The following is a 21,210-nucleotide window of genomic DNA, read 5'->3' on the forward strand; positions in this document are numbered from 1 at the left end:
CCGAACCCAACGGCCACTTTCCGCATAATCCCGAGCCACTGCCGGAGAACCTGACGGAAATAGCCAAAGTGGTCAAAGAAAAACAAGCCGACCTGGGCATCGTAACCGACCCTGATGTAGACAGGCTGTGCTTTGTAAATGAAGACGGAACGATGTTCGGTGAAGAATATACACTGGTAGCAGTAGCTGATTATGTACTGAAACATACCAAGGGCAATACGGTATCCAACCTGTCTTCAACCCGTGCACTAAGGGATGTAACCGAACAAGCAGGCGGTACCTACAACGCGGCAGCGGTAGGCGAAGTGAACGTAGTGACGAAGATGAAAGAAACCAATGCGGTGATCGGCGGTGAAGGCAATGGCGGGGTGATCTACCCTGAACTGCACTACGGCAGGGATGCGCTTGTTGGCATCGCCTTGTTCCTTACACATCTGGCAAAAGAGAACACCAGCATCTCACAACTAAAGGCAAGCTATCCTGAATACTTCATCTCCAAGAACAAGATAGAGCTGCAGCCGGGCATGGATATCGACGCTTTGCTATCAAAAGTCGAAGAGAAGTACAAAGATCAGCCATATTCAACCATCGACGGGTTGAAGATAGAATTCGGTAAGGAATGGGTACATTTGCGCAGGTCGAACACCGAGCCTATCATCAGGATATATTCAGAAAGCCGGTCGGAAGAAGCAGCCAACGCTTTGGCGAATAAGCTGATCGGTGATATGAAGGAAATACTGGGGATTTAATAAATACTTGTTAGCGATGGGTTTCAAACCCATCGCTAATTAATAAAACGATACATAGCGATGCGCTTTACCATCACTTTTTTATGCGATGGCATATTTAGCGACGCAACCGTTAACCGTATCAATAAGCTGCCGTTCATCTACCGGTTTGTACAACCATGCATCACAACCAAACTTATTAGGTTCACTAAATTCAGATAATAGAATGACGGGAACGTTTGTAAGGGCTTGATGTGATTTTATCTGATGGCAAATACTTCCGCCATTATTTTCACTTAGCAAAAAGTCGAGCAATAGTACATTTGGTTTTTGCCACAATACCTGAGTAATAACATTATCTGAACTATTTAGCATCAACAACTCGAACCCCTGTGGCTCAAAAGCAGCACGTACTATATCAAGCACATGCTGATCATCGGTCAGGATCATAAGTTTTTTCATACCGGGGGTTTATAATTATATTAATAACTCATAAAAGTAATCGATTGTTTTTAATTAGAACGAAAATAATTAATCCAAAAAACAATATAGCAAAATATGCATTATATAAGTGCATATGGAAACAATTATTTATCCGGGTAAGCCATACCCACTTGGTTCCACATGGGACGGAAATGGCGTTAACTTTACATTATACGCAGACAATGCAACCGGCGTTGAACTTTGTTTATTTGATTCACCTGAAAATGGTACGGAATCAAAAAGGATAAAACTTGTTGAACGTTCGCACCAGATTTGGCATATCTACGTACCTGGTATAAAGCCGGGTCAATTATATGGTTACAGGGTTTACGGCCCCTACGAGCCGCAAAACGGGCATCGCTTTAACCCTAATAAATTACTAATCGATCCTTACGCGAAAGCTATTTCAGGCAGGATTGAATGGCACGATTCGTTGTTTGCATATGAAATAGGTCATCCTGATGAAGACCTCAGCTTTAGCGAAACAGACAGCGCGCCATACATTCCAAAATCGGTTGTGATAGATAATAATTTCGACTGGGAAGGCGATGAACGGCCAAAAACACCGTATCATCAATCGGTAATATATGAAGCGCATGTAAAAGGGCTTAGCATGCAACACCCTGAGGTTCCAAAAGAAATCCGTGGAACATACGCTGCTATAGGACATCCTGCTGTTATAAAGCACTTGAAGGACTTGGGTGTGACTGCAATCGAACTTATGCCTGTGCACCAGTTTGTTAACGATCGTTACCTCGTTGAAAAAGGACTGAAAAATTACTGGGGGTATAATACCATCGGTTTCTTCGCACCCGATGTGGCATATTCTTCCTCAGGCGTTACCGGCGGTCAGGTTACTGAGTTCAAAACCATGGTAAAGGAGTTGCATAAGGCGGGTATCGAGGTGATCCTGGACGTAGTATACAATCACACAGGGGAAGGCAACCAGATGGGGCCGACACTTTCTCTAAAAGGTATTGATAACACCTCATATTACCGTTTGGTTGAAGATGACAAGCGGTTTTACATGGATTACACCGGTACAGGTAACACGCTTAACGCCATGCTGCCCAATGTGTTAAGATATATAATGGATAGCCTGCGTTATTGGATTGAGGAGATGCACGTTGATGGTTTTAGGTTCGACCTGGCATCTACACTGGCCCGTGAACTTCATGAGGTGAACCGTCTGAGCGGTTTCTTTGATATCATTTACCAGGACCCTATTATATCACAGGTTAAACTGATTGCTGAGCCATGGGATGTTGGTGAGGGTGGCTATCAGGTAGGTAAATTCCCGCCGGGTTGGGCTGAATGGAACGGTAAGTACCGTGATTGCATACGCGACTACTGGCGTGGTGCCGATAGTATGCTTGGTGAATTTGCACAGCGCTTTACCGGAAGTCCCGACCTTTACCAGGATGACAACCGACGCCCAACGGCAAGTATAAACTTCATTACCGCTCATGATGGTTTTACCCTGCATGATCTGGTTAGCTATAACGAAAAACATAACGAGGCCAACGGCGAAGATAATAATGATGGTGAAAGCCACAACCGATCATGGAACTGTGGTGCTGAGGGTGAAACGGATGACGAAGAAGTTATAGCATTACGTAACCAGCAAAAACGAAATTTACTGGCATCGCTGTTTCTGTCACAAGGTGTACCTATGATAGTAGCCGGTGATGAAATTGGCCGTACACAACAAGGCAATAACAACGCCTATTGCCAGGACAATGAAATATCATGGTTAAACTGGGAGAAAGCGGATGATGACCTGTTAAAATTTACCCAATCGCTTATACAATTCCGGAAAGACCACCCGGTATTCAAACGTAGGCGTTGGTTCCAGGGACAGCCGGTTACAGGCCGCGGGCTTGAAGATATTGGCTGGTTTTTACCTGAAGGTACCGAAATGAGTGAGGATAACTGGAGCCATGATTTTGCCAAATCCTTAGCAGTATATCTGAACGGACGAGGAATACACTCAGTTGGCCCAGAAGGTGAGCAGATAATTGATGATGATTTTTATGTGATTTTCAATGCCTTCCATGAATCATTAAACTATAAGCTTCCGCCAAAAAAATATGGCACAAAATGGAAGAAAGTACTTGATACCAGCGAAGCAGAAGCCCAATCAAACACCTATGAAGCAGAAGAGGTTGTTTGTGTACAGGGACGATCGGTAGTGTTATTACAGCATAAACGAAATGATGAAAAAAATACAACCGGAAAAAAGAGCAATAGGGGTTAATTTTAACGCTTCCGGAGAAGCGGAAATATTGGTATGGGCTCCTCTTGTTAGAAAAGTTTCATTGGTGATAAGTGAGCGGAATGAGCGCCTCGAATTAAATCAGGAAGAATATGGTTACTGGCAGCTTACAACAACAATGCTAAAACCGGGTGATACCTATAAGTTTTTACTTGATGACGAAACCGAACGGCCCGATCCTGCATCTGTTTCTCAACCTGAAGGAGTGCATGGCGCGTCGAAAGCCATTAATCTTAAAGCTTTTAAGTGGAGTGATGAGGCTTGGGTAAATCCGCGTATGCAGGATTATATTTTTTATGAGTTACATACCGGTACATTTACGCCTGAAGGTACATTTGCGGCCATTGAAGAAAAGCTCGACTATCTTATTGAACTTGGCATCACAGCCATTGAGATAATGCCGGTAGCGCAATTTCCGGGGAATAGAAACTGGGGGTACGATGGCGTGTTTCCGTTCGCTACGCAGAATAGTTATGGCGGTGCCGAAGGTTTGATGCATTTGGTGGATGCCTGCCATGCAAAAGGTATGGCAGTTGTGCTTGATGTGGTGTACAACCACATGGGACCTGAAGGTAATTACTTTAATGATTTCGGTCCGTATTTTACTGATAAGTACAACACACCATGGGGCAACGCCATCAATTTTGACGATGCCTGGTGCGACGCGGTTCGACATTACTTCATCGAAAACGTATTAATGTGGTTTCGGGATTTTCATATCGATGCTTTACGCCTTGACGCTGTGCATGCGATAAAGGATTTCAGTCCGACGCATATCCTTCGTGAAATAAAACAACATACCGACGCGCTTACAGCCATAACCGGTAAAAAGTATCATTTGATTGCCGAAACTGATCTGAACGATCCAAGATTTATAAACCCGTTAGATAAACAGGGTTACGGACTTGACGCACAATGGATTGATGAGTTTCACCATGCATTGCGTGTAACGGCCGGCGAAGAACGCAGTGGATATTACAGTGATTTCGAGGGCATAAATCATCTTGCTAAGGCATACGCCGACGCATACATCTATAACGGCATTTACTCGCCACATCGCCAGAAAACTTTCGGTGCGAAAACTGATAACGAAGGCAAACAGTTTGTGGTTTTTTCCCAAAACCATGATCAGGTAGGTAACCGTATGCTTGGTGAACGAACCAGTACGCTTGTGAGCTTCGAAATGCAAAAGCTGATGGCCGCTGCTGTTTTAGTTGCTCCTTATCTGCCAATGCTGTTTATGGGCGAGGAGTGGAGTGAGCCGCATCCGTTCCTGTATTTCACCAGCCATACCGATAAAGACTTAGCCGAGGCCGTACGAAAAGGTCGCAAAGAAGAATTTAAGGCTTTCCATGCGCAAGGCGAAGCGCCTGATCCTCAGTCCGAAGAAACCTTTAATGAATCAAAACTACAGTGGGATTTATCTCAACAGGGGAAACATGCGGTGATGCTTAACTATTACCAAGCGCTTACCAGGCTGAGAAAGGAAAATAAGCCGTTAAGTACTCTTAATCGTAAAAATTTAAGCGTAACATTTGATAATGAACAACAAACTCTTATTCTGCGCCGCTGGCATGAAAGTGAGCATGTTTGCTGCGTGATGAATTTTTCAAAACAAGAGCAAATGGTATCGCTTCCTGCTGATGCCGACTGGCGTTTATCATTCAGCAGCGCTGATGAGCAGTGGGGCGGAAGTTCATCTTTTACACGCATAACCGAAGGTACTGTAACCATAAGTCCTGAATCGATCATAATTTTTGTGAATAATCATGTTTAATCCGGTTTCTACATATCGAATACAATTTAATAAGGACTTCACTTTTAAGCAATTTAAAGAGATAATATCTTATTTAAAAAATCTTGGAGTAAGTACCATTTATGCTTCACCGATATTCGAAGCTACCCCTGGCAGTACGCATGGTTATGATGTATTAAACCCGCATCGTATCAATCCGGAGATTGGCACTATTCAGGAACTCAGAGAAATAAGCGCCGAACTTAAAGAAGCCGCTATTAGCTGGGTGCAGGATATTGTGCCTAATCACATGGCTTACGACCCGGGCAACATTTGGCTGATGGATGTACTGGAGCGTGGAGCACAATCTTTTTACGCCGGCTTCTTCGACATGTCAGGTATAAGCGACCTGTTCAGCGGGCCGGTTATGGTGCCTTTTTTGGGTGATGACGTCGATAACGTTTTAAACAACGGCGAGCTAAAGGTAGCTGTAGCCAATAACCGCTTGGTACTGAAATATTATGACAGCGCATATCCCCTTAAAATATCATCATATGCCGATATTTTAGGAAAAGGCGAAACTAACGAAGCAATAACTCAGTTAGCACGCCTGTCAAACAGCATAAAAGATATTACCGAAGCACCGGAATATAATAAAGCTGCAGATGAGTTTTTGCTGCAGTTTAAGTCGTTACTTAAAAATAAAACCGTATCTCAGGCGGTAAACCAGAACATTGAAGCGGTTAATTTCGAAAAGGAATTTTTACAAAAGCTGGTAAATGATCAATACTATCGCCTATGCAACTGGCAGCAAACAGACAGCCAGATCAATTTCCGTCGCTTTTTTACGGTTAATGGGCTGATATGCCTTAACATACAGGAAAAGCACGTATTTGATTATTACCATAAGTTCATCCAGTCTTTATTAAAAGAAGGCATATTCCAAGGGCTGCGTGTAGATCATATTGATGGCTTATATGATCCTGTTGGATATCTGCAGGACTTGCGCCGATTGGCAGGCGACGAGGTATATATCGTTGTTGAAAAAATACTTGAAAATGGCGAGCAGATACCGTCCGACTGGCCGATACAAGGTAATACCGGTTACGATTTCCTGGCTATAGTAAACAATTTATTGACTGACAAACAAGGTGAGGAAGCGTTTACTGATCTATATAAAAACATTGGCGTCGATACAAAACCTATAGAGGAACAGATATGGGATAAGAAGGGTTATATCCTTCACAACCATATGGCTGGTGAACTGGATAACCTGACAAATTACTTCATTAAACTTAATTTACCGGTTGAAAATCAACAAGTTGCCCGGGAAAAATTAAAAGCTGTAATTGCTCGCTTCTTAGTCTATTGCCTGGTGTATAGATACTATGGCAATAGCTTTCCGCTTGCTGAAAATGAAGCAAAGCTTGTACAGCAGATTTTTGAGCGTATCAGGGAAAGGGATAAAGATCTTTCGGAAGCAACTGAAGTACTGGAAAATGCTCTATTAAAACGTCCCCGTGAAAACGACATAACTTACAATGAAAGTGCGTTGAAATTTTACCAGCGTTGCATGCAGCTTACTGGTCCGCTGATGGCTAAAGGCGTTGAGGATACGCTGATGTACACTTACAACCGCTTTATTGGTCATAATGAAGTGGGTGACGCACCTGAAAGTTTTGGGTTGCCGGTCGATGATTTTCATGACATAATGCAGGAGCGTTTGAAGTTATGGCCATTATCAATGAACGGCACATCAACTCATGACACTAAAAGGGGCGAAGATGTACGGGCTAGATTAAATGTACTTACTGCCGCGCCCGAGCTTTGGGAACGTCAGCTTAAAGAATGGCAAGAGATCGATAGTAATGCACAGAGTGACATACCCGATGCGAATGATAAATATCTGATCTACCAAACCTTGTTAGGCGCTTACCCGATGCCGGGCCAGGGCGATGATAACTTTGCCGAGCGTGTACACCAGTATCTGGAAAAGGCGCTTCGCGAAGCTAAAGTTAAATCTAACTGGACAGCGCCGAATGAAAAGTATGAAGCCGCGGCAAAAAATTTCGCAACCGGACTGCTTGAAGATGAAACATTTCGTAAAAGCTTTGATGCCTTCCATGCAAAAATCGCCGATCATGGGATTATCAACTCGCTGGCTCAGGTTATTCTGAAGTTCACCTGCCCGGGCACGCCTGACATTTACCAGGGATGTGAACGCTGGGATTTAAGCCTGGTTGACCCTGATAATCGCCGCCCGGTTGATTATCAGCTTAGCAATAAACTGCTTACTGAACTTGAAAAGAGCGGCATAAATCAATTATGGAATGAGCGCTATAACGCCAAAATAAAGCTTTGGCTTAGCAACTTGTTGTTGAATCTGCGTAAGCAAAACATCCGGCTTTTTGAAAAAGGTGAGTATGTGCCGCTTAAAGTTAAAGGTAAGTACAAAGAAAATATCCTGGCTTTTACGCGTGAACAGGGGGGTAACCGGCTGATTGTGATTATTCCGTTGTATCTGATTAGTATTTGCGAAGAACAGCAAACGGAGATCAATAATATCAACTGGAAAAACACCCGCGTGATTTTGCCGGGCGGAGTTAACGGAAATGTGCAAAACCTGCTGACAGGAGACAAAGTTGATATTGAAGAAGAATTGACAGTTGGAGATATATTCACCGGACTGCCGTTTGCATTGCTTTTACAAAAGCGTCCGGAAAACCCAAGAGGTGCAGGTATATTGATGCACATCAGTTCGTTGCCATCAGCATACGGAATCGGAGATTTTGGCCCCGAAGCAAAGCAGTTCGCCGACTTTTTAAACCGAGCCAATTTAAAATACTGGCAACTGCTGCCCTTAAGCCCGATTGAAGAAGGCGCCGGATTCTCGCCATACAGCTCATTTTCAAGCATGGGCGGCAATACGTTTTTTATCAATCCGGAAATGCTGGCTGAAGATAGGCTGATAAGTACCAATACTTTAAAAAAGCACAGGAATAAGCCAGCTGATAAAGCTGATTACCACGCCGCAGAAACCATTCGTGATGAGGTTTTTGAGGAAGCTTGGACTAATTTCAAGAACAATAACTCACTTAATGATCTTGACGCTTTTTGTGAAAAAGAAAACGCCTGGCTAAATGATCTTGCGCTATATGTTGTGCTAAAAAAATATCATGGCGGTAAGCCTTGGTACCAATGGCAGGATAACTATAAATTACGTGATGAAAAAGCTTTAAAATCTTTCGCTAAAAAACATCAGGACGAGATCCAAAAAACCAGGTGGCTGCAATTTGTTTTCAGTAGGCAGTGGAACGGCTTAAAACAATATTGTAACTCGCTGAGCATAAAAATCATTGGCGATATGCCTTTTTATGTGAGTTACGACTCAGTTGATGTTTGGGCAAACCCTGAAATTTTTAGTTTGGATGAAAACGGCGACATGGTGGGTATGGCCGGTGTTCCGCCCGATTACTTTAACGAAAACGGACAGCTTTGGGGTATGCCGGTTTTCCGCTGGGATAAAGTAAAGGAAACAGGCTATAAATGGTGGATACAACGTATCCGGAAGAACATTGAATTGTTTGATATTGTCCGTTTAGATCATTTCAGGGCATTTTCAACTTATTGGGAGGTTCCGGCAGGTGAAGAAACTGCAAAGAACGGGAAATGGGTTCAGGGCCCTGGCAGTGATTTCTTTATCACCATGAAAAACGAATTTGGCAAGTTGCCTTTCATAGCCGAAGATCTGGGTGACGTTGATGATGCCGTATTTGAGCTTCGTGATGAGTTTGATTTACCAGGTATGCGGGTATTGCAGTTTGCTTTTGGCGATGATATGCCGAACTCAGAGTTTATACCGCATAACTACATAAAAAACACCATAGCATACACCGGCACTCACGATAACAATACCACCAAGGGCTGGTACCGGCAGGATACCGATAAACATGTTCGCAAACAGGTTAAACAATACACCCATCGTAAAGTTAACGAGGGTAATATTCATGAAGTGCTGAACGCACTGGCTTTGTCTTCAGTAGCTGAAACTGTAATATTACCTGTGCAAGATGTGATTGGTCTTGATGAAACAGCCCGCATGAACATGCCATCATCAGTTGAAGGTAACTGGCTATGGCGTTTATTACCCAAACAGTTGGAAGAACAACATGAAGTTCAACTAAAGCAATGGGTGTGGATGTATAACCGCTATTAAACACCTCTTGAGTGGGGGAAAACCTTTTGCACTTCGCGCCGAATAACTACCTTTGCACACCAAAAACAGTTTGTAAATGACGGCTAACGAGATACGCAAGGCTTTCCTTGATTTTTTTGCTTCTAAAGGACACACTATTGTGCCTTCGGCGCCAATTGTTGTTAAAAACGACCCAACACTGATGTTCACCAACGCGGGTATGAACCAGTTTAAGGATATATTTTTAGGTGAGGCACCTGCAAAAAGTTCTCGTGTGGCTGATACGCAGCGTTGCTTGCGCGTATCGGGTAAGCATAACGACTTGGAAGAGGTAGGTATTGATACCTATCACCACACCATGTTTGAGATGCTGGGCAACTGGAGCTTTGGCGATTATTTTAAAAAAGATGCTATTGCCTGGAGTTGGGAACTGTTAACCGAGGTATATAAGCTACCGAAAGACCGCCTGTATGTTACCTATTTTGAAGGCGACGAAAAGGAGGGACTTGAAAAAGATACCGAAACGCTCGGCCTGTGGAAGCAGTATGTTGACGAAAGCCACATATTACCTGGTAACAAAAAGGATAACTTTTGGGAAATGGGTGAAACCGGTCCGTGCGGGCCGTGTTCAGAAATCCACTTTGACAGCCGCCCCGACAATGAGCGAGAAGCCGTTGATGGCGCCACCCTTGTAAATGCCGACCACGATCAGGTTATCGAGATATGGAATAACGTATTTATGCAGTTTAACCGCCTGAAAGACAGTTCGCTGCAACCGTTACCAGCCAAACACGTTGATACCGGTATGGGTTTTGAGCGTTTGGTGCGAGTGCTGCAAGGTAAAACGTCGAACTATGACACCGATATTTTTCAGCCGCTGATACAGTTTATTGCTGAGAAATCGGGCAAACAATATAACGCCGCTTCAAAACCCGGTGATGCTGACTGGAACAATGCAGTTGCCATGCGTGTACTTGCCGATCATATCCGTGCCATCAGCTTTGCTATTGCCGATGGGCAGTTACCTTCAAACAACAAAGCCGGGTATGTTATCCGCAGGATATTACGCAGGGCGGTTAGGTATCAGTATCAGTCATTAGAATTTAAAGAACCATTCTTAAATCAATTGGTGCCATTACTTTCTGAACAGTTCAAAGAAGTTTTTAATGAACTATATGATCAAAAGGACTTTGTTCAAAAGGTAGTTTTGGAAGAAGAAGTTGCTTTCTTAAGAACTCTTGAAGTGGGATTAAGAAGATTCAACACTTATTTTGATTGGACTAATGAGCAAGGTGTTACAGTGCACATTGACGACGATGCATTGGAGCATATAAGCATCAAACGGGATAACAAAGAAGATAGACGTAATAAAACAGTAAGCGGAAATTTTGCTTTTGAGTTATCAGACACTTTTGGATTTCCTTTGGATTTGACAGAGTTAATAGCAAGGGAAAAAGGATGGACAGTAGATGTTGAAGGTTATAAAATAGCCCTTGAACAACAAAAATCACGCTCACGCGCCGCCACTGCCATAGACACCGGCGATTGGGTGGTACTGCAGGATAATGACAAAGTAGAGTTTGTTGGCTATGACGATACTGAAGCTGTTGCCCGTATTGTAAGATACCGTAAGGTGAACGCTAAAGGCAAAGAGCAATACCAGCTTGTGCTTGATAAAACGCCTTTTTATGCTGAAAGCGGCGGCCAGGTAGGGGATAAGGGTGAACTTGTTTTTCCTGATGGAGAGATTGTTTATGTTACCGATACCAAAAAGGAAAACGGTTTAACTATCCATTTTACGGATAAGCTACCAACCGAAGTCAACGACGCCCTTACTGCTATTGTTGAGCCTGCGTTACGCCTCAGCACTGAAGCTAACCACTCGGCTACGCACTTACTGCATGCCGCTTTAAAAGAAGTACTGGGTGGTCATGTTAACCAAAAAGGTTCGTTAGTAAATGCCGATTACCTGCGTTTTGACTTTTCGCACTTCAGTAAAGTAACTGATGAGGAACTGGCACGCATCGAAGCAATCGTTAACGGCAAGGTACGTGAGAATATTCCTTTAAAAGAAGAAAGGAACGTGCCATACCAGCAGGCCATCAATAGCGGCGTTACCGCGCTATTCGGTGAGAAATATGGCGACTTTGTGCGTGTGATAACGTTTGACGACAGTTTTAGCAAAGAGCTTTGCGGCGGCACTCATGTTAAAGCAACCGGGCAAATTGGTTTCTTCAAGATCATTTCAGAAAGCGCTGTTGCCGCAGGTGTTCGCCGTATAGAGGCAATCACGGGTGTTGCTGCTGAAAATTACATCAATGCTCAAAACCTTCTGGTTAATCAACTTAAAGACCTGCTGAAAAACCCAAAAGATATCTCAAAAAGCATTGAAAGCCTGATTGAAGAAAATAACCGCCTGAAAAAGGAAGTTGAAAAATCTATTCTTGAAAAAGCAGCCGGTTTAAAGAACGATCTGGCAAAAACTGCCGAGAACATAAACGGCGTAAACTTCATTGCGCAAAAGGTAGCGCTGCCTAATGCCGATGCTATAAAAAACCTGGCGTATGCGCTTAAAGATATTGTAAACGACCTGTACCTGGTGTTGACTGCCGATATCGACGGCAAACCAAGCATAACCGTTATGGTGGCCGATAATCTGGTGAAAGATAAAGGCCTGAACGCCGGCGCCATAGTGCGCGAACTGGCTAAAGAAGTACAGGGTGGTGGTGGCGGTCAGCCATTTTATGCTACTGCCGGCGGTAAGGATGTTAGCGGTTTAGACAGGGCCCTGGCCAAAGCCAGAGACTTTATACAATAAGAATACTATTGTTTAGGGTATATAAGCCATTATATACTCTAAACTTTCTTCGGTATTTTAAAATGTAATTTTTAATTTGCAACTGACCTCCTGCTGTGCTACATAAACATGGGCAACCTGTAGCTAATATCTATTAACTTTATATATTTGGCTTTTTGCAAAGCGGTGCAGGCACCGAATTCTATACTATTATGAGTACTACTACAGGTTGGATGAGCGACAAATACGAGTTGGTGGTGGGGTTAGAGGTTCATGCTCAGCTATCTACACAAAGCAAAATGTTTTCGGCAGATTCCGCTGCCTTTGGTGCCGGTCCGAACGAACATATCAGCGCTGTATCATTGGGGCATCCGGGTACATTACCCTTTACCAATAAAAAAGCTGTTGAATACGCGGTAAAAATGGGGTTAGCCTGTAACTGCACCATCAATCATTACAATACTTTTGCCCGCAAAAATTATTTTTACGCTGATCTGCCTAAGGGTTATCAAATCTCTCAAGACCAGCATGTTATTTGTACCGGCGGCTTTGTTAAGGTTAAACTTAGCAGCGGCGAAACCAAAAATATCACCCTGCATCATATACATATGGAAGAAGATGCGGGCAAAAGCTCACATGATGGACACCATACCGATTCGTTGATCGACCTGAACAGGGCAGGGGTTCCTCTTTTAGAAATTGTTACTGAACCAAGCCTGAGAAGTGCCGAAGAAGCCGGTCAGTTTTTAACGGAAATACGCAGGTTGCTTCGTTTCCTGGATATCTGCGATGGCAACATGGAAGAAGGTAGCATGCGTTGTGATGCCAATATATCAGTCCGCTTACATGGCGCTACTGAGTACGGCAAACGTTGTGAGGTAAAAAACCTGAACTCAATACGCAATGTACAACGCGCTATTGAACATGAGTTTGAACGCCAGGTAAAAGTGATTGAAGCAGGCGGACATATCGATCAAAATACATTGAACTTTAATGCTGATACCGGTGAAACATCGGTACTGCGCACCAAGGAAATGGCTAACGATTACCGTTACTTCCCTGAACCCGACCTGCAGCCGCTGGTTATTAGCGATGTATTTGTAAACAACATTCGTGAACAAATGCCGGCTTTACCGCAGCAGTTGCACGATAAATACATTGCTGAACTTGGCTTGTCCGAGTACGATGCTTCGGTAATTACTGCCGATAAGGAGCTTGTCTTGTATTTTGAAGAACTAATAATTCAAACATCAAACTATAAAGCGGCGGTTCACCTGTTGATGGGACCGGTAAAATCATACCTGAACGAAAAAGGTGGCCATATTGGCGATCTGCACGTAAATCTTGCCCAGCTTGCAGGATTGATAAAACTGGTTGATGATGGCAAAGTGAATAACACAGTGGCTTCACATAAATTGTTTCCGGCTTTACTTGATAATCCGGATAAAGACGCTGAAACCGTTGCCAAAGAGCTTAACCTGCTTATCAGTGCCGACAGTAATGAAGTGGATGAATTTATCCGTGAAGCGCTGGCAAAATATCCTGATAAGGTAAAAGAATACCATAAAGGCAAAAAGGGCGTTTTAGGGTTGTTTATGGGCGAAGTGATGAAACGCTCGAAAGGAAAAATTGACCCTCAAAAAACTAATCAACTGTTAATTAAACAATTAGAAGCCAGTAAATGAGCAATCGAATAGTTATATACTTATCAGCTTTTATCAGCCTGATCATTTTTTCGTGCAAAAACAACAATGACACTTTTACTGTAGAAGGCGAAGCAAAAAATGCCAATTCTACAATGTCTATACAATTATTGCGCTTAGACAGCACGCAATTTACACCCGTTGATAGCGCTAAATTTGAAGGTAATAAGTTTAAACTTACTTCGTCAAGTGAGTCTCCAAATATCTACAGGTTACATATTGGCGATAACAACTACGACTTTATTGCTGCTAACGGAAATGAAATAGAGTTTAAAGCCGGTGAGGGTGAAGAATTTGAAATAAAAGGCGCGCAGGAAATAAGTGAACTTAAAGAATTCACGAAGCTGAGCGGTGTTTATTCGAGAAAGAACATGGATTTAAATACCGAATTTGAAAATAAATCGGCAGCTCCGGGAGCTAACCGCGATTCGTTACTCGGTATCTATCGCCCAATATTTATCAGCAATATGCAGGCTTACAATAAAGATGTAGTAAAATTCATTGAAAAGAACTCCAATAAGATTTCCGCATTTTATGCTGCCTTGTCGATTGATCCGCGTGAGAATGAGCAGGCATTAATTGCTTACGCAGAAAAAGCGAAAAAACAGTTTTCAAATAATCCGAATGTACAGCGTTTTAGCAATCAAATGATCGCGATTAAACCCGTTTCTGTGGGGCAAAAGGCGCAGGATTTTACCATACCCGGAATAAATGGGGAAAACATTAGTTTGGCCGATTACAAGGGCAAGTATGTTATGATCGACTTTTGGGCATCGTGGTGCGGCCCATGTCGAATGGAAAATCCTAATGTGGTTAAACAATATAAAATTTACAATCCTAAAGGCTTAAACATCCTGGGTATTTCACTTGATAACGAGAAAGATAAATGGGCGCAAGCCATAAAAGCTGATGGGCTGATGTGGAAGCATGCATCTAATTTACAAGGATTTGAAGGCACTGTTGAAAGGATGTACCAGGTTAACGCCATACCATCAAACTTCATAATTGACCCTCAGGGCATTATAATCGCGAAAAATATAACCGGAGCTGCTCTTGAAGAATTTTTAAAGAAAACCTTTAACAAGCCTAAATAAATTGTTAAGCTATCGTAATGCTTAACAATTTGTTAATATGCGGTTAACTATTAGCTTTCATTAAGCGTATAAATTTATACCAAAATTTAACTTAAATGAGCAGCACAGCAAAACAAAAGATTTTAATTGTTGATGACGAGCCTGATATTTTAGAGCTGATCGAGTACAATTTAAAGAAAGAAGGCTATCAGGTTTTCCTGGCACATAACGGTCAGGAAGCTGTAACCGAGGCTAAAAGGACATCTCCCGACCTGATAGTGCTGGACATTATGATGCCGAAAATGGATGGCATTGAGGCCTGCCGCATTATGCGTACTATGCCCGAGTTCAAAAATACTTTTATGGTATTTTTAACTGCGCGCAGTGAAGAATATTCAGAAATTGCCGGCTTCAATGTAGGTGCTGACGATTACATAGCGAAGCCTATTAAACCACGTGCTTTAGTTAGCCGCATAAACGCAATACTACGCCGTAATGCCCCTGCCGAAGAGGTAACCGATAACAAACTGGAGATTGAAGACCTGGTTATTGACCGCGAGGCATATCTTGTATATAAAGCCGGCGAAAAAGTTGTACTGGCTAAAAAAGAGTTTGAGTTGCTTTATCTTTTGGCATCAAAACCCGGTAAAGTTTATACCCGTGAGGCTATCCTTAAAAATATATGGGAAGACTCAGTAGTGGTAACTAATCGTACAATTGATGTACACATCCGGAAATTGCGCGAAAAACTTGGTGAAGATTATATCTCTACTGTTAAAGGTGTTGGATATAAGTTTGGTGCCTGATTAATTCTCTTAATAAATAAAAAAGCCACGGTATTCCGTGGCTTTTTTATTAAAATGCTATTGCACTTTAAAACGGTAAACTGTCCGGCCGATGTGGCCGTTCTTGTCAAAGCCTTCAACAATAGCTTTATAAGTTCCTTTGTTATCCCCTGTAAAAAACTCTACCGAAGCTTTTCCGGTAGCGTCCGTTACCACCTTCGGATTCCAGTAAATAGTGGTACGTAGGTCAGGGCCAAAACTACCCCCTGCAACGGTGTATTTGGGCGAGTAAAATACTTTCGGGAAATCGTAGCCTTTAGGCGTCAACTTGGCCAAATTTGGTTGCGGAATAAGCTCTTCTAGTTCCTGCAATGATATTTTAGTACCCTTGGGCGGTGTTTTTTTATTGATAACCAATACACCGTTGGTTTGATTAATGTTATTAACCAGACCAAGAGCATCCCGTAAAAACACTTCAACCGACTCAACATCGTTAGATACTATACTGCTTAAATAATTTACATCAACCGGCATACCATTAACGTAAATAGCCATGGGTATACGTTTACCGGCATTATAATCGCGGCTTACATAAAACGCAGCAGTGTTACTGTCGTATGTAACACCCGGAGCCATTCCCTGTAAACATAAAAATATATTAGCGCAACCTTTAAGCATATCACCTGATATCACACGTCCATCAATACTGCTTAAACCTGCAAGGGCAGGGTAGTCGGCATGGCTTGGGCCTTGTTTTTTTATGGCTTTACCTTTAATAACTACTTCCTGAAGCATACGGGATGATTTTAACACCTCTTTGCTATTAGCCAAATACTTTGGCATAATTGTATCAATATTAAGGCGCTCATCAGGGTAGTTCGGGTTTTTACTTAACGCAGGATAGCTCATACCATCAATCATCAGCATCAGGTTTTTTGCGTTATAGTTATTTTTTGCGCTGATTATTACTTTAGCCGAATCGGCAAAGGCCAGATTGATAAACGCAAACTTACCTTCCGAATTTGTTTTAGTACTGGTTGTATAATATTTATCAGGAATTTGCAGGGTTACTCCGCCATCTTTAACCGGAACGCCATTTAACTGACGAAGAGTACCGGTAATAGTGATGCCCTGTTCGGGGAAAAAGTCAATTTGTGGCAGCCTGTTTTTAGTCATTTCAGTATATGTAAAACGGCGATAACCTTGCGTAAGTAGTAACAGATCAAGGTTAGCGGCTGCATCTTTGTTGGCTGATCTGAAATAATAATTAGGATTTTCAATATAACCACGAAGATCTGACGTAAGCAGCAGGGAAGTTAATATAGTGGTTTCAGCATTCTCATCATACGGTACCTTAGTTTCATCAACTATTGTAAGCGAAAGATCGCCTTCTGCAGCAGTAATGTTATTTTTTGCCGATATACCGAGCTTAACTTTTTGCCTGTTTGGATAAACGGTTTTATCGGTAGTAAGGCCGAGAGTAAGATTGTTGTTATGTTTAACAAATACCAGTCGCTCGCTTACTGGCAAGCCATTGTTGTTAAGCAAGGTGATTTGAACAATACCTGTAGGAAATTTAGAAGCCGGTAAAGCAGCAGATGTAGTAGCGTCATTTAAGGTAGTTTTTGCAGCATAGCAAACTATCTGGCCGCTTTTGCCTACTATGTAATAACTTTTACCTTTATTAGCTTTTAAATAAGACGAATCGGCTGTTAAACGTATAAATATTCTGCTTGTATCAGTAAGATTATTCGCGCTTAGTACAAATCCGGTGGATTTAACACGTGGTAGCTGATAAGTTTCTTTGCTGCCGTCTGTAAAAGTAACTATCGCTTTATATGTTTTGCCTGAAACAGGTGTTAGTTCAAAGGAACCCATACCGGCATGCGCCGAGCTGCATGTTGTTAATTTGTTCCCTTCGCCATCAACTATATCGGCAGTAAAGCCTATACTTAAGCCATCAGGTTTAATGGCTTTCATTGCCACGCGTCCGGGTACATTATTTACCATATTTCCGCCTTCAGGAAAAAACTGTACGTCTGTTGTAGCGGATATGGTTTTAAGTGGGATATCCTGATTGTAATCTTCTTTACCACCACCTATTGCCAGCGAAGCGTGCAGGTTGGCTTTAGACAGGTCGGCATTTTTTGAATTAACAAAGCTTACGGTTAATGTACCGTCGTTGGCTGTCGTGCCTTTACCTTTCGCTACATCTTCATAACCACCAACAGATACATACCAGTTAACCTTTTTATCGGCATAAGGCTTGCCTTCGGCATCACGGTATATAATAGATGCGGTAACTGTATTTCCTGCCGCCTGGTTTAAAGACACTACGGTACTTACCTGTTTATTGGCATCGCCTACAGTTATGGTTTTGTTGAAAAAATATGCCGCATCAAAGTTAGCCATCCATTTAGTATAGGCGCGTATATGGTAATTTTCCTGGCTGTAAAGTTCTTTTGTTAATGCGAACTGCCCTGATGCCGTACCCTCTTTTACTGGCAGGGTAAGCGATTGTACAAGTACATCCTTACTATTTATTACATCCACATATATTATTCTGCTGATTTGTGAAGGTGTATTTAAAACAGATGTTAGATATGCTTTGAACCAAACAGTGTCGCCAACGGCGTAATATGGCTTGTCGAAATGCAGATACACTTTTTCAATAGGGTAACCCTCGGCCACTTTGTTGGCTTTGGCTACAACATCGTTTAATGAAATGCTATCCTGCTGGGCTAACGCGGGTTTATAAAAAAACAGCGAAATGGTAAGTAGAGTAAACGTAATCAGGTACCTCATCAATAATCTCCGGATTGTAAAAGGCTAATATAAACAACCTGAGGGTTAACCATAAGGCTTTAACATATTTTCACATAATTGTTATAATAGCCTGACTTTGAAAAGAACACTACAAACACAAAAGGCAGCGTTTCACTGCCTTTTCCTGATCCGTTTATATTTATCACTTAGCTGCCGCAGCACGTTTTGTTGGTGTTGTGCGCTTGGCAGTAGTTGTTTTAGCCTTAGTTGCACTTTTACTTGCTACCGGTTTTGTTACAGATACCGGTTTCTCAGCTGCGGTTGTTTTAGTTGCTGATGCTTTTGAAGCAGCACCAGTTTTTGCTTTTGTTGCCAATGGTTTCTTAAGAGTAGTTGCCGCTGAGGCTTTGGGAGTAACAGCCGGTTTTTTGGCTGTAACCTTATCCTTTAGTTCATCAAACTTTTCTTCGGCCTTATCTTTTAGCTCTGCGGCCTCTTCTTTGGTGCCTTCCCAAATATTGTTAACGGTTTCTTTTACTTTATCAAAGAAGCCTTTTTCGTCCTTTACAGGTCTGGCTGATTTTGTGCTCATAACTATATAATTTAATTAATGTGTTGATATATAATATAATATAAGCGAAAAGGCACCTAAATGTTTTAACTGCGGGTATGCCTTGCAGCAATACATAAATCTGCTACATTTGTTACCTATGCAAAAAATACTTGTTGCCAACCGTGGTGAAATAGCCTTACGGGTGATGCGCTCGGCACGCGAAATGGGCATTAAAACCGTAGCCGTTTATTCGACGGCCGACCGGGACGCCCTGCATGTGCGCTACGCAGATGAAGCGGTTTTTATAGGCGAAGCCCCGTCGAACCAGTCGTACCTTGTTGCCGAAAAGATCATCGATGCCTGTAAAGCTACCGGCGCCGAAGGCATACATCCCGGTTATGGTTTCCTGTCGGAAAACGCAACATTTGCCCGAATGGTACGTGAGGCAGGATTGACGCTGATTGGCCCGTCGCCAGAGGCAATGGAGATTATGGGTAATAAACTGTCGGCAAAAGCCGCAGCAATGAAGTATAACATACCCATGGTGCCGGGTACTGAAGAGGCTATAACCGATGTTCCGGAAGCTAAAAAGCGTGCTGTGGAAGTAGGCTTTCCAATTCTGATTAAAGCAGCAGCAGGCGGCGGCGGCAAGGGAATGCGTATAGTGGAAAATGAAGCCTCGTTTGAAGAGCAAATGCAGCTCGCAGTATCCGAAGCGACATCGGCATTCGGCGATGGTTCGGTATTTATTGAGCGTTATGTATCCTCACCGAGGCATATCGAAATTCAGGTACTTGGCGATACGCACGGCAATATTGTACACCTGTTTGAGCGCGATTGCTCAGTGCAGCGACGCCATCAAAAGGTGGTGGAAGAGGCGCCGTCAGCGGTTTTGACGCCGGAAATTCGAGCGGCAATGGGTAAATGCGCGGTTGATGTGGCCCGCTCTGTAAACTATACCGGAGCCGGAACGGTGGAGTTTATTATGGATGATCAGCTAAATTTTTATTTCCTGGAGATGAACACCCGCCTGCAGGTTGAGCACCCGGTTACTGAACTGATAACAGGCATTGATTTGGTAAAAGAACAGATACAGATTGCCCGCGGAGAACCGGTCAGCTTTAAGCAAGAAGATCTTGAAATAAAAGGCCATGCAGTTGAGCTGCGTGTGTACGCCGAAGATCCTTCGAATAATTTTCTGCCTGATATAGGCACTTTACAAACCTATATTACACCCAAAGGACCGGGTGTACGCGTTGACGACGGCTTTGAGCAAGGCATGGAAATACCCATTTATTACGACCCAATGATTGCTAAGCTGACCACATACGGAAAGGACAGGGCAGAGGCTATCGACCGGATGAAGCGCGCCATTGACGAGTATCAAATCACCGGCATCACTACAACCTTAGCTTTCGGCAGGTTTGTTATGGAGCATGAGGCTTTTACTACAGGCAATTTTGACACGCACTTTGTGGCTAAGTATTTTACTCCTGATGTGTTGAAAGCTGATAATGAAGACGAGGCGCTGATTGCTGCATTGGTAACTGAAAAGCTGTTGTCTGCAACCAATATTAAAAACGAGGCATCTGTATCCAAAAGTGAAACAAGTAATTGGGAACGAAACCGTAAACTGTATAGCTAAAGCTTATCGTTAAGTATTTTAATGAGATTACCCAGTAATGGCACCTGGCCGGGATTGATCACCGTTTTGGCGGCTTCCAGGTTGAACCAGGCGCCTTTATCAACTTCAGGTATGTTGATGTATTTTCCGCTTCTGGGTGGCCACTCAAAGTCGAACGTGTTGCTTACAATATTGTCGATATTGATATCGCCCTCAACGGCCCAGCTGTAAACCACTTTTCCGCTGCGTTGTGTAACAGGCTCAAGCGGTACAAACTTGCCATGTACTTTCTGACCGGTTTCTTCTTCAAACTCCCTCTGAGCGGCTGTTAAAGTATCTTCGCCTTCCAGAAATTCTCCTTTAGGTATTGACCATGCGCCTGCATCTTTATTTTTCCAGAATGGTCCGCCCGGATGAACCAAAAACACTTCAGGTTGGTCATTTATAGTTCGATACAATAAAATTCCGGCGCTTTGCTTAGGCATCTCAGTAT

At 42.8% G+C, this 21,210-nt stretch carries 12 protein-coding genes and 1 pseudogene; 9 read left to right on the forward strand and 4 right to left on the reverse strand.

All coding sequences use genetic code 11. The features are described 5' to 3' along the window. Positions 1-749 (forward strand): annotated as a pseudogene (locus EOD41_RS09085) (phosphoglucosamine mutase); the annotation flags it as partial. Positions 750-830: 81 nt separating this feature from the next. Here EOD41_RS09085 and EOD41_RS09090 read toward each other — a convergent pair. Further along, the gene (locus EOD41_RS09090; protein ID WP_127704502.1) at positions 831-1,190 is read right to left on the reverse strand and encodes a response regulator; all 360 of its coding nucleotides are present in this window, start codon (positions 1,188-1,190) and stop codon (positions 831-833) included. Positions 1,191-1,305: 115 nt separating this feature from the next. On the opposite strand from EOD41_RS09090, the gene glgX reads away from it, so the two are divergent. The 7 genes from glgX to EOD41_RS09125 all read left to right on the forward strand — a co-directional run bounded on the left by glgX (position 1,306) and on the right by EOD41_RS09125 (position 15,795). Next, entirely contained in the window at positions 1,306-3,468 is a 2,163-nt protein-coding gene (gene glgX / locus EOD41_RS09095) for a glycogen debranching protein GlgX (RefSeq protein ID WP_127704503.1), read from the forward strand. Beyond that, positions 3,425-5,263 carry a malto-oligosyltrehalose trehalohydrolase gene (gene treZ / locus EOD41_RS09100; protein WP_240663302.1) on the forward strand — a complete coding sequence of 613 codons (1,839 nt, stop codon included), beginning with the start codon at positions 3,425-3,427 and terminating at the stop codon, positions 5,261-5,263. Before glgX ends, treZ begins: the two co-directional genes overlap by 44 nt. Next, entirely contained in the window at positions 5,256-9,437 is a 4,182-nt protein-coding gene (gene treY / locus EOD41_RS09105; protein ID WP_127704504.1) for a malto-oligosyltrehalose synthase, read from the forward strand. Before treZ ends, treY begins: the two co-directional genes overlap by 8 nt. Before the next feature lie 76 nt (positions 9,438-9,513). After that, complete coding sequence (gene alaS, locus EOD41_RS09110; RefSeq protein ID WP_127704505.1) at positions 9,514-12,234, forward strand: alanine--tRNA ligase; 2,721 nt, start codon at positions 9,514-9,516, stop codon at positions 12,232-12,234. Positions 12,235-12,425: 191 nt separating this feature from the next. Then, complete coding sequence (gatB, locus tag EOD41_RS09115) at positions 12,426-13,898, forward strand: Asp-tRNA(Asn)/Glu-tRNA(Gln) amidotransferase subunit GatB (RefSeq protein ID WP_127704506.1); 1,473 nt, start codon at positions 12,426-12,428, stop codon at positions 13,896-13,898. After that, a complete protein-coding gene (locus tag EOD41_RS09120) occupies positions 13,895-15,010 on the forward strand; it encodes a TlpA disulfide reductase family protein (RefSeq protein ID WP_127704507.1) in 1,116 nt (371 codons plus the stop codon). Before gatB ends, EOD41_RS09120 begins: the two co-directional genes overlap by 4 nt. A gap of 95 nt (positions 15,011-15,105) precedes the next feature. After that, positions 15,106-15,795, forward strand: coding sequence for a response regulator transcription factor (locus EOD41_RS09125; RefSeq protein ID WP_127704508.1), 690 nt, complete (start codon positions 15,106-15,108; stop codon positions 15,793-15,795). A 57-nt stretch (positions 15,796-15,852) separates the two neighbouring features. On the opposite strand, the gene EOD41_RS09130 is transcribed toward EOD41_RS09125, so the two are convergent. Together EOD41_RS09130 and EOD41_RS09135 are read right to left on the reverse strand one after the other, a co-directional pair. Continuing rightward, positions 15,853-18,579, reverse strand: coding sequence for a carboxypeptidase regulatory-like domain-containing protein (locus tag EOD41_RS09130; protein ID WP_127704509.1), 2,727 nt, complete (start codon positions 18,577-18,579; stop codon positions 15,853-15,855). Positions 18,580-18,742: 163 nt separating this feature from the next. Further along, positions 18,743-19,132 (reverse strand): hypothetical protein, encoded by a 390-nt coding sequence (locus tag EOD41_RS09135; protein ID WP_127704510.1) that lies wholly within the window; start codon positions 19,130-19,132, stop codon positions 18,743-18,745. 118 nt (positions 19,133-19,250) lie between these two features. Between EOD41_RS09135 and accC the strand changes: the two genes are divergently transcribed. Next, on the forward strand, positions 19,251-20,738 hold the full coding sequence (gene accC, locus EOD41_RS09140) for an acetyl-CoA carboxylase biotin carboxylase subunit (protein WP_127704511.1): 1,488 nt from the start codon (positions 19,251-19,253) through the stop codon (positions 20,736-20,738). Here the strand turns inward: accC and EOD41_RS09145 are convergent. Continuing rightward, entirely contained in the window at positions 20,735-21,202 is a 468-nt protein-coding gene (locus tag EOD41_RS09145; RefSeq protein WP_127704512.1) for an NUDIX domain-containing protein, read from the reverse strand. The two genes, accC and EOD41_RS09145, sit on opposite strands and share 4 nt — an antisense overlap. Positions 21,203-21,210 lie beyond the last annotated feature (8 nt).

The sequence above is a fragment of the Mucilaginibacter limnophilus genome, from assembly GCF_004005815.1.
GTDB classification, from domain to species: Bacteria; Bacteroidota; Bacteroidia; order Sphingobacteriales; family Sphingobacteriaceae; genus Mucilaginibacter; species Mucilaginibacter limnophilus.